Origin of the sequence: Microbispora sp. NPDC049633, from assembly GCF_040675265.1 — a bacterium.
Taxonomy (GTDB): domain Bacteria; phylum Actinomycetota; class Actinomycetes; order Streptosporangiales; family Streptosporangiaceae; genus Microbispora; species Microbispora maris.
Map to the genome: position 1 here is coordinate 20,658 of NZ_JBFAOO010000079.1, position 12,438 is coordinate 33,095.

Sequence of the window (12,438 nt, forward strand, 5' to 3'; positions counted from 1 at the left end):
TCGTCAGCGGGCGGCCTCAGAAGTAGCGCGGGAAGAGGTCGGTGGTCGGCCAGCTCGTCACCTTCCCGATCTCCGCGTTGACGAGCGGACTGAGCACGTCGAAGTCCAGCGAGCCGGTCTCCTCCCGGCGGTTGAACAGCGCCGCGTAGGTGAAGCCGTTCTGCAGGCGGGCGGTGTAGGTGTAGGTCCCGGGCAGCGAGCCGTCGTGCCAGGTGTTGACGTGCCCCGTGACCTGGCGGACCCACAGCCCGGCGCCGTACCAGGAGCCGTTCTCGGTGACGCCGATCTCCGGCTTGGCGAGCATCCTGCTGATGGAGGTCGAGTTCAGCACGGTGTTCGGCGCGTCGAGCACCCTCGCGAGGCGCACCAAATCGACGGCGGAGGCGAGCCACCCGCCGCCGCCGGCGCGGTTGGGCATGCTGAACCCGCCGTACGGCGTGGGCACGATCGTGCCCGAGGCGTCGGTGACGGTCTTGCTCGTGTACCGCGACTCGTAGAGGACCTCGCCGGGCGCGGCCTCCGACCGGAGCGTACGGCCCAGGCCGAGCCGGGTGATCCCCAGCGGCGCGAGGATCTTCTGCTTGACGTAGGCCTCATAGCTCATGCCCGAGACCTTCTCGACGATGCGGCCGAGCAGCATGTAGCCGTAGTTGCTGTAGGCGTACCGCGTGCCGGGTTCGAAGTCGAGCGGCCGGGCGGAGGCGTAGGTGATGATGTGGTCCTGGCTGATCGGCAGCGGGACGCCGAGCGCGGCCGCGATCGCGTGGTCCATGTACAGGTAGTCGCCCGATGCGTCGCGGTCCCAGCCGCCGGTGTGCTGCAACAGCCGCCATACGGTCACCTTCGCCAGCCGGGGATCGGCCGTGGTGGACAGGCCGAGGAGCGTCGCGGCCGAGGCGGTCAGGCTGAGCTTGCCGTCCTGGACGAGCCGCATGATCGCGATGGCGGTGATGTGCTTGCTCAGGCTCGCGATCCGGAACAGCGACGTCGGCGACACCGCGGGGATGGAGCGGCTGCCGTCGGAGTAGCGGTAGCCCCTGGCGAGCACCAGCTTGCCGTTCTTGGAGATGGCGAGCTGCGCGCAGGTGATCCCACGATCCCTGACGTAGGTCTTCATCAGCGTGTCGAACCCGGCGAGCGCGGTGGGCGCCACCCCGGTGGTCTCCACGACGGGAAGAGGGCGCGCCTGGACACCGAACGCGAGGGCGGGCACCGTGAGGGCGCCCATCTGGAGGAAGCCCCTCCTGCTCAGACCTTCCTGGTCGCCAGATATGGACGTGTACAGCGACGTTTTCCGCATGTCCAATTTCTAGTGGATCTTTGACTCGCGGCGCAGACAATTCACGCGATAGCCAGCAAAGCGGCGACCAGGGCCGCGGTGGCGGGCGGGTCGGGCGGCTCGCCGTACGTCGCGGCGTAGACCCGGCGAGTCGAGCCCGGCACCTCGGCCACGCGTACGCCGGGATGACGATGGGCCGACAGCGCCAGCCGGGGGAGGACCGTCACGCCCAGACCGGCCGCGACCATGGCCTGGACGGCCACGTAGTCGTCCGTGGTGAACGAGACGCGCGGCTCGAAGCCCGCCTGCGCGCACAGCGCGAGCAGGTGGGCCCGGCACCGCTCGCAGCCCGCGATCCACGGCCCGTCCGCGTACGCCGCCAGGTCACCCGCGCCGTCGTGCGCGGCCGGGGTGACGAGGAGACTCGGGTCGTCGAGCAGGTGGACCAGCCGCACGCCGTCGTCCTCGGTGTCGTCGTCGGTGTCGTCGTCGGTGTCGTCGTCGGTGTCGTCGTCGGTGTCATCGTCCGGGCCGCTCTCGCCGTACCGGAAGACCACGGCCGCGTCGACCCGGCCCGCCCGCAGCAGCCGCAGCGCCTCGGGCGGCTCGGCCTCCATCAGCCGCAGGTCCAGCCCTGGGTGGTCGTCGGCGAGCCGCGCGGCGGCGGCCGGGACGAACGTGCCGAGGGACGAGGGGAACGCGGCCAGCCGTACGCGCCCGGCCCGCAGCCCGACGTGCGCGGACAGCTCCGCGGACGCCGCGTCCAGCCGGCCGAGGATCTCCGCGCCGCGCTCGGCGAGCAGGTGGCCGGCCTCGGTGAGGCGGATGCCGCGGCCCACCCGCTGCACCAGCTTCGCGCCCGTCTCCGCCTCCAGCCGGGCCAGGTGGTGGCTCACCGAGGGCTGCGAGTAGTGCAGCTCCCGCGCCGCCGCGGTCACCGTGCCGGTCCGGGCCACGGCCACGAGAACCCGCAGTCGTACGACGTCAAGCGGCATTCATCGATCCCGTCTATGGATTCGCCTGGAAACTTCAGTTGGACCTATTGTCGGGCCGCGGGCCAGGCTGGGGCCATGACGAACATCCGCGACATCCTGGACGCCCGGCGGCTCATCGCCCCTCACCTGCCCGAGACTCCCATGTGGTCCTATCCCGTGCTCGACGCGGCCGTCGGCGCCGAGGTCCACGTCAAGCACGAGAACGTCCAGCCGACGGGGGCGTTCAAGGTCCGCGGCGGCATCGCGCTGCTGGCCCGCATGCCCGACCGTGCCCGCGGCGTCGTTGCGTACTCGACCGGCAACCACGCGCAATCCATCGCCTACGCCTGCCGTCTGTACGGCGTGCCCTGCGCGATCCTGATGCCGGAGAACCCGAACTCCGCCAAGGTCGCGGCGGTCGAGGCGCTCGGGGCGGCGATCGAGGTCCGGGGCGCGACGATGGTGGAGACCGGGGAGCACGCGCGGGTCTTCGCCGCCGAGACCGGACGCAGGCTGATCAGCCCGGCCGACGAGCCGGACATCCTGGCGGGGGTGGGCACGCTCTACGTCGAGATGTTCACCGCCCGGCCGGATCTGGAGGCGGTGTTCGTGCCCGTGGGCAGCGGCAGCGGGGCCGCCGCCGCGTGCATCGCCGCCGCCGCGCTCGCGCCGGGCTGCCGGGTCATCGCCGTCCAGTCGGCCCAGGCCCCGGCCGCGTACGACTCCTGGCGGTTGGGGGAGCTCGTGACCCGGCCCGTGAAGACCGTCGTGGAGGGGCTCGCGACCGGTTCGGCGTTCGCGACCCCGCAGGCCGTGATGCGGGACGGGCTGGCCGACTTCGTCCTGGTGGACGACGAGGACATCCTGCGCGCCCAGCGCCTGCTGCTCACCGAGGCCCACACCCTGGCCGAAGGCGCGGGTGCCGCCGCCCTCGCGGGGCTGCTGGCCCGGCGCGAGGAGTTCGCCGGGCGGAGGGTCGCCGTCGTCTGCACGGGCGGCAACGCCGGCCCGGCCGAACTGTCCCGCCTCCTCGCCGAATAGACGACCGACCGGTCGGTCGTATAGTTTGGACGGGTGACACAAGACGGCCGGCGGCTGCGCGGGTTGCGCAGCCGCGAGACGATCCTCCGGCAGGCGGTGGAGCTGGCCTCCGTCGAAGGGCTGGACGGGCTTTCCCTCGGACGGCTGGCGACGGCGACCGGCGTCAGCAAGTCCGGGCTCTTCGCCCACTGGCGGGACAAGGAGCAACTGCAGCTCGACGCCGTGGAGTGGGCCGCCCGGCAGTGGACCGAGCAGGTTGTGGGGCCCGCGCTGCGCGCCCCCGCGGGCGTACGGCGCCTGTTCGCGCTGCACGAGGCGAGGCTGGCCTTCTACGGCACCGGTGTGCTGCCCGGCGGGTGCTTCTTCTTCGCCGTGCAGGCCGAGTTCGACGACCGCCCCGGGGCCGTCCGCGACCGGCTCGCGCGGGCCATGCACGAGTGGCAGGGGCTGATCCGCCGGCTGGTCGCGGAGGCCGTGACGCTGGGTGAAATGGACGGCGGCGTCGATCCGGCCCAGCTGGCCTACGAGATCGACGCGCTCGGCGAGATGGTGATCATCCACTCCCGGTTGTACGACGGGGCGCAGGCCCTCGTCCACGCCCGACGTGGCGTGCTGCAGCGCCTGCGTGCGCTCTGTTCCCACCCCGCGCTTCTCCCGGAGGACTGACATGACCGCAGATGGCGTCCACGAACCCGTCCAGGTGTATTTCGACGACCTCGACGCGATGGGGCTGCTGCACAACTCGCGCTACGCCGTGCTCGTCGAACGGGCCATCGGCGCGTACTGGCACCGGCTCGGCTGGGCGCCCGACCCCGCCCGGTCGGCGTTCCCCGACGTGCTCATGGCCGTACGCGAGTTCAAGGTGACCTACCACGCGCCCATCGCGGAGCCGGGCGAGCGGCTGGTGCACTTCTGGCTGGAGCGGATGGGACGCACCAGCGGGGTGTACGGCTTCCGTGTTCTGTCCGCGGACCGCGTCACGGATCAAGCCACGAATCAAGCCACGGTGCACGCCGAGGGCTACCGCGTCAACGTCAACCTGGATCCGGCCACCTTCCGGCCGGCGCCGTTCAGCGACGAGATCCGCGTCGCCGCCGCGCCTCTGCTGCGGACGGCGCCCGCGGTGCTCGCGGAGGCGGCGCCGTGCTGAGGTCGCGCTGGATCGCCGGGCCCGGCACGGAGCGGCCGGGACCACTGGTGGCCACGCTGACGGACTTCCGAATGGACCGGATGCTCGACCTGCCCGGCATCGCGCGGCGCGGCCTGTCGCTGAGCCGCCTGTGGCCGTCGCTGCCCGGCGCGGTCGGCATGTGGTTGTGGGCGGACCTCCCCGGCCGCCGGGTCGGTTCGCTGTCGGTGTGGCGCGTCGAAAGCGACCTGCGGGAGTTCGTCCGGCTGCGCGCGCACGTCGAGATCATGCGCGAGTACCGGCATCGGGGCACGCTCCGCTCCCGCACCTGGCAGGTCGGCGAACTGGACAGAGCCGCCCTGTGGCACGCCGCGACCGCACCGTCCGCCTGAGCGGGGCGATCAGGGGCCGAGGTCGTCGCGGGTGGCCTCCTCGACCTCGTGCAGGCTCTGCCGGGTGAGTTCGAGCTCGGAGGTCAGGTCGTCGAGCGCCCGGGCGCCGCCGCCCGCGCCGTCGGCGGTCGCGGTCATGGCGGAGATCTCGACGGCCCGGGCGACCAGGCCCTCCAGGCTGATGGCGCCCGACTGCAGCCGGGCCAGCACCCGCTCCCGGGCGCCCGACAACCGGTCGTACACCTCGCGCTGGGCGTCCAGGGCGGCGATCGACCGGTCGAGCTCGCCCGCGACCTCCTGCCGGGCCGTCCGCCGGGCCTGCGTCAGCCGTGCGCGCTCCTGCTCCAGGAACCGGGGATCGAGACGGGCCAGCGCGGAGCCGGTGACGGTGGCGTGCCCGGCCAGCCGGCGCAGGGTCGCGACGGTGTCGTCCACCTGCGGGCGCATGGCCGCGATCCGGTCGAGCAGGAGCTGCCCGCGCATCGAGGCGGACAGATCGGCGAAGGACGCGGCGGCCTGCTCCGCCCGCCGCAGCCACGCCTCCTCCACGCTGCCGCGCGCGACCGGCGGGGCCTGCGGCTCCGTACGGCTCTCGCCCCCCGCGGACTGCCAGGCGGAGGCGAACGCCTTGATGAGCAGCACCCCCACCCCGGCGACGGCCACGCCCGCCGGAGGGAGGTCGACGGCCCAGGCCGCGCCGGCGGCCGTGGCGCCCAGGAGCAGCGCCCAGGGGTCGCGCAGTTCGTCGGTGAAGCGGGACACAGGCAGGGGCTCCCGGTCAGAAGTTGGAGATCACGGCGGTGAACACCTCGTCGATGCTCCCCGGCTTGCGCGAATCGTAGGCCGCAGCGTCGGTGGTCTGCGAGATCTTCCGCAGGACGCCGAGGTCGGCGTCGGCGCCGTACGCGATGGTGAACATCCGCACGGTCTCCTGCCCCGCCTCCTTGCGCAGTTCGGGCAGCAGGTTCTCGAGCGAGATGGAGTTGTTGTCCTCGTTCTTGCCGTCCGTCAGGAACACGACCGCGTTGATCGCGTCGCCGCTCTGGTGCCGCATCACGTGCTGGTACGACGCGAGGGCCGTGTCGTAGAGCCCCGTGCCGCCGCTGGGAATCAGGCCGTTGATGCGGTTCTTGAGGCGCGACTGGTTGTTCGTGCCCAGGGGAACGAGCTCGCGGTAGTCCTTGTCGCCGTCCTGCTTGAGGCTGAACAGCCACAGGCCCACGCGGTCGTTCGGGCCGAACTGCGGCAGGGCGTTGATCGCGGCCTGCTTGGCGAGGTCGAGCTTGGTCTTGCCGGTGCCCGCGACGTCGGCGCCCATCGAGCCTGAGACGTCCATCACCATCAGCACGTTGGCGGGCTTGCGCAGCTCGGCCCAGCTGGCGAGGATCCGGTCGAGCACCTGCGGAGTCGGCGTGCTGAGAGTGGTGGCCGGCTGCTTGGGGTCGAGGCCGTTGGCGGTCGTGACGAGGCCGCCCGGCTTGCCGTCGAAGGACCGGAAGGCGTACTTCTCGAACTCCTGCTGCCGCTCGGGCGCCTGGAGGTACTTCAGGAAGTCCGCCGCCGCGGCCTTCTTCGCGGCGTCCGCCCAGGACAGCACGGCGTACGGGTGGTCGGAGAAGAGCGTGCCCTCCTTGGGATAGATCGCCACCAGCGGGACCTTCGGCTTGGCGTGGTCCCCGAGCGTCTCGGGGTCGCCCGTCGGGTTGCCCTGGTTGTAGTCCCACACCGACTTCTCCTCCACCGTCACGGCGGAGATGTACGACATGGCCGTCCCGGAGTCGTCGGCGTGCTGGAGGTTGGACAGGAAGGTCAGCGTGGTGTCGCCGTAGTGGACGATGGACCGCTCGACACCCTTGACGAAGTCACGCGTCTTCGCCGCGGCGACGTCCCGTTCCGTCAGGTCGCCCGACAGCCCGGTGGCCGCGAAGTACGCCCCGACGGTCGCGTTCAGGCCCGACGTGGAGAAGTTCGGGTTCGTCTTGCCGAGACGGAACTGCCCCCATTCCGGGTGGTCGTACTTCGCCCAGCCCTTCGGGTCGTTGGCCAGGTCCAGGATGTCGGACCAGCCGATCTTCTTCGACGGCCAGCCGAGCGCCTGTGCCATCGGCTTGGGCATCGCGATGACCAGCGGAGACGTGGCGATCGTCGGGTTTTCCGCGGACACCGGGGACGCCTGGTCGCCGCCCTCGACGCGCTGCCGCAGGAGGGTGATCCAGCCGGCGCTCGCCGGCGTCCACACGTCCGGCTTCGGGCCGTCCTGCCGCTCGTCCCAGCCGCGCGCCAGGGCCTGCATCGCCCCGCCGGACGCCTTGGAGTTCACGACCACGTCCACACACTGCCCGTCCACCTTGTGGCCGTTGTAGCCGTTGGCCATCGTGCGCAGCAGCTCGGCCTTCTCACTGGAGGCGGCGACGGTCAGCGTGATCCCGCCGTCGTCGCAGGCGCGCTTGGTCGCGTTCCCGTCCTTGTCGCCACCGGCGTTCCCTCCGCCCGACACCCCGCCGAACAGCAGCTTCAACCCGACGATGAGCGCTCCCGCGAAAACGACCGCGACGATGAACGGAGCCACGCTGCGACGGCGCTTCTGCTGCGGTGGGGGGTACACGATCTCCTCCATTGCTCCGGGATGCCTGCATTCATCCCGACGAACGGCGGATCACGTTAGTTGCCGATCATCTCGTCTCGCTAACGCATCAGCCCCGTTCCCACGCCATCCACAGATTCCGATAATCCTAAGTGACGACTCGAACACAATGAGTAAAGTCCGCCTCGTGCCGAAGCTCATCCATCAGCAGACCGTCGACTTCTTCCACGACCGGCCCGGTGCCGCCGTGGAGCTGCTGCGCGCGGTCGGCGGCATCGACCCGCCCCAATTCGCCATGGCCACGGCAGAGGCGGTGGACGCCACGCAACTGACTCCCGTGGAGTACCGCGCGACGCGGTCGTGGTGCTCCGCGAAGCGACTGAAGGAGCTCTTGATGACGGCGTCAGCCGACTACGAGAAGGTCATCGGTGATGACGCCCCTGGCCCTGCGGCGGATGGGGGGTTCTTGGGGGTCGCCGGGCGGGCTCGGTGCTCGTGCGACCGGTGTCCTGTCCCCGTGGATCCCGACCCTTCTCACCGCGTCCGGTCAGGGCGAGATGCGGCGGTGGACGAGTTCGGCGAGGGTGGCGTGGACGTCCTCGACCGGCTGGTCGGGGCGCAGGGCACGGCGTTCGATGGCTACGGTGAGCACCATGCCGAAGACGGCCGTCGCGGCGGTGCCGGTGTCGAACCCCGGGCGCAGCTCGCCGGCCTCGACCGCGTCCGTGAGAACGCGCTCGTACGCCGCGAGCACGCTCGTACGCAGCCGCAGGACGGCGTCCTGCCACGCCGCCCGCCACAACTCGGCCAGCAGCACCCGGGCAAAGGGCCCGTACTCGTCGAAGAAGCGGAGCTGGGCGAGCATGAGCGCGTCGAGCATGGCGACCGGCGAGGCGGCGGGGCCGCGCGCGGCCTCGGCGAGGGCGTCGGCGAGCCGCTCGATCCCGTGGTCGAGCAGCCCGGCGAACAGCGCTTCCTTGCTGCCGAAGTTGTAGAAGACGGTGCCCTTGGCCACCCCGGCGCGTTCGGCGATCGCGTCGACGGTCGTGGCCGCGAAGCCCTGTTCGGCGATGAGGTCGGCCGCGGCACGGTACAGCCGCTGCCGCGTCTCGGCCCGCCTGCCGCCCTGTTCCTTCGCCGGGCCGTCCGCCGGACCGTCCGTTGGGCGGCTCACAGCGACAGCTCCGGCTTGAGGCGGCGCATCGACCAGGTACGGCCGCGGTGGACGGCGAGCACGGTGAGCGCGAGACCGAGGGCGACGAACAGGGACAGCACGCCGCAAGCCTGCCACACCACGGTGGTGTCGCCGCCGCTGATGAGCCGGCGCATCGCCGACACCACCCAGCTCATCGGCAACCACGGCGAGATCGCCTGGAAGAAGCCGGGAGAGGTCTCGATGGGGTAGGTGCCCGCCGACGAGGTGAGCTGCAGCATGAGCAGTGCCAGCACCGCGACCCGTCCGGGCGGCCCGAGCAGCGCGTTGACCGCCTGCACGATCGCGAGGAACGCCGCGGTCACGAGCACGAGGAAGGCCGCCACGCCCAGCCAGCTGCCGGCCCGCAGCCCGAGCCCGAAGCGCAGCACCGCGAGCAGCACCGCCACCTGGAGCGTGCCCATCGCGAGACCCGGCAGCCAGCCCGCGAGCGCCGTGCGCCAGGCCGGCGCCGACCCGGCGAGCAGCCGCGGGTTGAGCGGCCGCAGCACCATGTACGTCACCATCGCGCCGACCCACAGCGCCAGCGGCACGAAGAACGGCGCGAAGCCGGTCCCATAGTTCGGCACCTCGTTGTCCACCGTGGTGGCGAGCCGGACGGGGTCGCTCATCATGTCCGTACGGCTGGCGCGTTCCCCGGCCCCGTAGTCGGGGATCCGGCCGGCCCCGTCGCCGAGCTCACCGGCCAGCTCGCCCGAGCCGTCGGTCAGCTTGATCAGCCCGGAGTCGAGCTTTCCGGCCCCCTGCCGCAGCGCGCCGATGCCGTTGTCGAGCTTGCCCGCTCCGGAGGCGAGTGAGGCGAGGCCCGTGGTGAGGCTGCTCGCTCCGTCGTCGAGTCTGGCCAGGCCAGTGGACAGGCCGCGCGCGCCCGCGTTCAGCGTGCCGAGGCCGGTGGACAGCGAGGAGGCCCCGGTCAGCGCCTTGCCGGTGCCGTCGCGCAGGTCGGACGCTCCGTCGGCCAGTCGCCTGAGACCCTTGTCCAGCTCGTTGAACTTGTCGCGGGCGTCGTCCAGGGCGGTGCCGAGGCCGGGTGCGGCGGCGGCCAGCTCGCGGGCGTCGTCCGCCACCGTCCGGGCCGTACGGGCGAGGTCGTCACGCCTGCCCTCCTGGGCGCCGAGGCGGTCCTGCAGCCGTCCGGCGGCCGACGCGAGGTCGCCGGCCGACCCCGCGGCGCGTTCCACCAGCGTGCGCAGCTCGGGGTCGGCGTCGGGACGGGCGTCCAGCCAGCGTTCGACGGCACGCAGGTCCTGCCGGGCCGTGCCGGCCGAGCTCCGCACCTCCCGGGGCAGGCCGTCGAGCGCGTCCGCGAAGCCGTCGGCGCCCTCCGCCAGGGTGAGCGCGGCCCGCCGGATGCGGTCGCCGTTCCGCTCCAGCACGGGGACGTAGGTGTCGGCCGCGCGGTCGACGGCCGGAGACAGGGCGTGCACCTGGCGGTAGGCCTCGCGGTTGCCCTCTGCCAGCTTGGCCGCCCCCTTGTCGAGCGCGGACAGGCCCTCGCGCAGGTCGGCCGCGCCGGAGGCCGCCTTCGCCAGGCCGGCGGACAAGGTGGCCGAGCCGGTCCTGGCCTGGTGCAGCCCGCTCGTCAGCTGCTTCGACCCGCCGTACAGGGCGTCGGCCCCGGATGACAGGCGGTCCGTCGCGTCCTGCGCGGACCCGAGGCCCTTGGCCAGCGAGGCGGCGCCGTCGCTCGCGGTGGCGGCCCCGTCGTGGAGCCGGTCGGCGCCGTCGGCCGCCTGGGTGGTCTTGTCGTGCAGCTCGCCGAAGGACAGGAAGATCTGGTCGAGGTAGTCCTTGACCGCGCTGCGCCCGGCCGCCTGCTTGACCTCGCGGAACACGGCGTCCGAGATCGTGCCCATGATGTAGCTGCGCCCGTTGTCCACCCGTACGCCGAGCCGGGCCGGATGCGGCGCGCCGTCACCGGAGGGCGAGGCGAGGTCGGCGCTGAAGTCGGCCGGGATCGTGAGCGACAGGTAGTAACGCCCCTCGCGGACGCCCCTGTCGGCCTCGGCCGCGCCGACCCGGTGCCAGGCGAAGACCCTGCGCTCCTCCAGCTCGTCGGCGAGTTCGCGGCCGGCGTCCACCGTGCTCGCCCGGTCTCCTGCGGCTCCGGCGACGGTGGCCGGACGGTCCTCCACAACGAGGGCCACCGGTACGCGGCTCAGGTTCGCCTGGGGATCCCAGAACGACCACAGGTAGAGCCCGGCGTACAGCAGGGGCAGCATCACGACGGCGACCAGCGCGGCCCTGGTGAGCCGCGAGCGCATGAACCTGCGCAGTTCGAACCGGCCGGGGAGGAGGGCCCTCATCGGCGTGTCCCTTCCTCGGCATCGTGACGGTCGTCGTCGCGGGGCGCCGCCCCGCTGTCGTCCCCGCTGTCGTCCCCGCTGTCGTCCCCGCTGTCGTCCCCGCTGTCGTAAGCGGGGTCGCCAGGGGTGTCCTCGCCCGTGCCGTCCGGGTCCCCGGCCGTCTCGTCGCGGAGCGCGGCCGCCCGCTCGACGGGCAGCGGCAGCAGCGTGGTGGCCGCGCCGGCCGCCTCCTCGGCGTCGGTGCACGCCGCGACGACCGTGAGGCCCTCGTCGGCCAGGCTGCGGAGCGTGTCCCACAACTCATGGCGCCTGCCTGCGGGAATGCCGATGTCGGCGTCGTCCACGAGGAGCAGGCCCGGCTGGTCGAGCAGCGCGAGCGCCACGCCCAGCCGGACCGCCTGGTCACGGGTGAGCTCCCTGGCCGGCGTCCGATCGCCGTGCGGCAGCGCGCCCGGATCGAGCCCGGCGTGGGCGAGGGCCGCGCGGGCGGCGCCGGGGTGCCGCCTGCGCCACAGGGGCCCGTGCGCGCGCAGGCGCTCCTGCAGGTGCTCCCGCACGGACAGGGCGTCGTCGAAGGGGTTCACCTGCGCGAAGAGTCCGAGGGCGGCCACCTGCGCGATCCTGCGAGGCGCCACCAGGCCGCCCACGGTGAGCGTTCCCTCGGTGGGCTTCATCCGCCCCGCGAGGGTGAGCAGCAGGCTCGTACGGCCGCTGCCCGCCTCACCCGCGACGACGGTGAGCGTCCCGGGAGCCGCGTGCAGTGAGACGTGCCGGTAGACCCAGCCGTGACCACCCCGGACGCCCAGTCCCCGCGCCGCCACCTCGACACCCGCGAAGGCGCCGCCGGAGGGTGTGGCGGGAGCTCCGGCAGTGGGTGTGGGATCCAGGGGCCACCGGGCATCCATGTCTGTGCTCCATTCTTTTGCACTGACCAGTCGGTACAAAACAATAGCGCCCAGGATCCCTCGCGCTGCCTCGGCACGGTGTGATGTCACCTACACAGGTGAGGCCGGTCGGGCCCTCCGGGATGCCGCCGCTCCGACGTCGCCGGGCACTCGCGCGGCTCGGGTGTTTCATGAAAATTTCACCGAGGAGGCCCCGGCGCTCCGGCTCTCACCTGGCCAAACCGGTGGGTGACCGGTTCGGGTCGTCACGTGTCCGACACGGAGCATTGACCCGGGTTCCCATGGTCCGTAATTTAAGCCGCGTTCCGGTTCATGGATGTTGTTCACATTCATGAATTGCCCCCCGCGGGATCAGGAGTGGCCTCGCGCCACCGCCTCGGTCAGGGGTCCTGCACGATCTGCGAGGAGCTCGGTTTTGAGAAGGAGTACCAGAACCGGATTCGGGGTGATCGGCACCGTCGTCGGGGTCGCCGCCCTGGTCGGCGGCGTCTTCACCGGCGTCTCCAACGCGGCGCCGAGCGCGGGCGCCTACCGGATCGTGAACGGCGCCGGCGGCCTGTGCCTCACCGTTCCCGGCGGCAGCGGCTCCGACGGCGTGCAGCTCACCGTCTCCAG

The 12,438-nt window shown here is 72.2% G+C and carries 11 protein-coding genes and 1 pseudogene; 5 read left to right on the plus strand and 7 right to left on the minus strand.

What is annotated here, in order from left to right:
- Positions 1-16: 16 nt before the first annotated feature.
- Positions 17-1,300 carry a serine hydrolase domain-containing protein gene (locus tag AB0J39_RS21030; protein WP_363467170.1) on the minus strand — a complete coding sequence of 428 codons (1,284 nt, stop codon included), beginning with the start codon at positions 1,298-1,300 and terminating at the stop codon, positions 17-19.
- Positions 1,301-1,341: 41 nt separating this feature from the next.
- Positions 1,342-2,274, minus strand: coding sequence for a LysR family transcriptional regulator (locus AB0J39_RS21035; protein WP_363467173.1), 933 nt, complete (start codon positions 2,272-2,274; stop codon positions 1,342-1,344).
- Positions 2,275-2,349: 75 nt separating this feature from the next.
- On the opposite strand from AB0J39_RS21035, the gene AB0J39_RS21040 reads away from it, so the two are divergent.
- Genes AB0J39_RS21040 through AB0J39_RS21055 form a run of 4 tightly spaced genes read left to right on the plus strand, consistent with a single transcriptional unit; the run spans position 2,350 to position 4,815 of the window.
- Positions 2,350-3,294 (plus strand): pyridoxal-phosphate dependent enzyme, encoded by a 945-nt coding sequence (locus tag AB0J39_RS21040; protein ID WP_363467175.1) that lies wholly within the window; start codon positions 2,350-2,352, stop codon positions 3,292-3,294.
- Positions 3,295-3,327: 33 nt separating this feature from the next.
- Complete coding sequence (locus AB0J39_RS21045) at positions 3,328-3,960, plus strand: helix-turn-helix domain-containing protein (protein WP_363467177.1); 633 nt, start codon at positions 3,328-3,330, stop codon at positions 3,958-3,960.
- A gap of 1 nt (position 3,961) precedes the next feature.
- On the plus strand, positions 3,962-4,444 hold the full coding sequence (locus tag AB0J39_RS21050) for a thioesterase family protein (protein ID WP_363467179.1): 483 nt from the start codon (positions 3,962-3,964) through the stop codon (positions 4,442-4,444).
- Positions 4,438-4,815, plus strand: a complete 378-nt coding sequence (locus AB0J39_RS21055) for a hypothetical protein (RefSeq protein ID WP_363467182.1) — start codon at positions 4,438-4,440, stop codon at positions 4,813-4,815. Before AB0J39_RS21050 ends, AB0J39_RS21055 begins: the two co-directional genes overlap by 7 nt.
- A 9-nt stretch (positions 4,816-4,824) precedes the next feature.
- On the opposite strand, the gene AB0J39_RS21060 is transcribed toward AB0J39_RS21055, so the two are convergent.
- From AB0J39_RS21060 to AB0J39_RS21080, 5 genes are all read right to left on the minus strand, one after another.
- Positions 4,825-5,577, minus strand: coding sequence for a hypothetical protein (locus AB0J39_RS21060; RefSeq protein ID WP_363467185.1), 753 nt, complete (start codon positions 5,575-5,577; stop codon positions 4,825-4,827).
- Between the two features lie 16 nt (positions 5,578-5,593).
- A complete protein-coding gene (locus AB0J39_RS21065; protein ID WP_363467187.1) occupies positions 5,594-7,420 on the minus strand; it encodes a substrate-binding and VWA domain-containing protein in 1,827 nt (608 codons plus the stop codon).
- Positions 7,421-7,946: 526 nt separating this feature from the next.
- The gene (locus AB0J39_RS21070; RefSeq protein WP_363467189.1) at positions 7,947-8,573 is read right to left on the minus strand and encodes a TetR/AcrR family transcriptional regulator; all 627 of its coding nucleotides are present in this window, start codon (positions 8,571-8,573) and stop codon (positions 7,947-7,949) included.
- Entirely contained in the window at positions 8,570-10,918 is a 2,349-nt protein-coding gene (locus AB0J39_RS21075; protein WP_363467192.1) for a YhgE/Pip domain-containing protein, read from the minus strand. Before AB0J39_RS21075 ends, AB0J39_RS21070 begins: the two co-directional genes overlap by 4 nt.
- Positions 10,915-11,823, minus strand: coding sequence for an ATP-binding cassette domain-containing protein (locus tag AB0J39_RS21080; RefSeq protein WP_363467195.1), 909 nt, complete (start codon positions 11,821-11,823; stop codon positions 10,915-10,917). The genes AB0J39_RS21075 and AB0J39_RS21080 overlap by 4 nt, the downstream gene beginning before the upstream one ends.
- A gap of 415 nt (positions 11,824-12,238) precedes the next feature.
- Between AB0J39_RS21080 and AB0J39_RS21085 the strand changes: the two are divergent.
- A pseudogene (locus AB0J39_RS21085) lies at positions 12,239-12,438 on the plus strand (hypothetical protein); the annotation flags it as partial.

Coding starts and splice junctions, on each gene's coding strand:
- AB0J39_RS21035 (WP_363467173.1), bottom strand. CDS start 2,274: ATGCCGCTTGACGTCGTACGACTGCGGGTTCTCGTGGCCGTGGCCCGG.
- AB0J39_RS21030 (WP_363467170.1), bottom strand. CDS start 1,300: ATGCGGAAAACGTCGCTGTACACGTCCATATCTGGCGACCAGGAAGGT.
- AB0J39_RS21050 (WP_363467179.1), top strand. CDS start 3,962: ATGACCGCAGATGGCGTCCACGAACCCGTCCAGGTGTATTTCGACGAC.
- AB0J39_RS21075 (WP_363467192.1), bottom strand. CDS start 10,918: ATGAGGGCCCTCCTCCCCGGCCGGTTCGAACTGCGCAGGTTCATGCGC.
- AB0J39_RS21040 (WP_363467175.1), top strand. CDS start 2,350: ATGACGAACATCCGCGACATCCTGGACGCCCGGCGGCTCATCGCCCCT.
- AB0J39_RS21080 (WP_363467195.1), bottom strand. CDS start 11,823: ATGGATGCCCGGTGGCCCCTGGATCCCACACCCACTGCCGGAGCTCCC.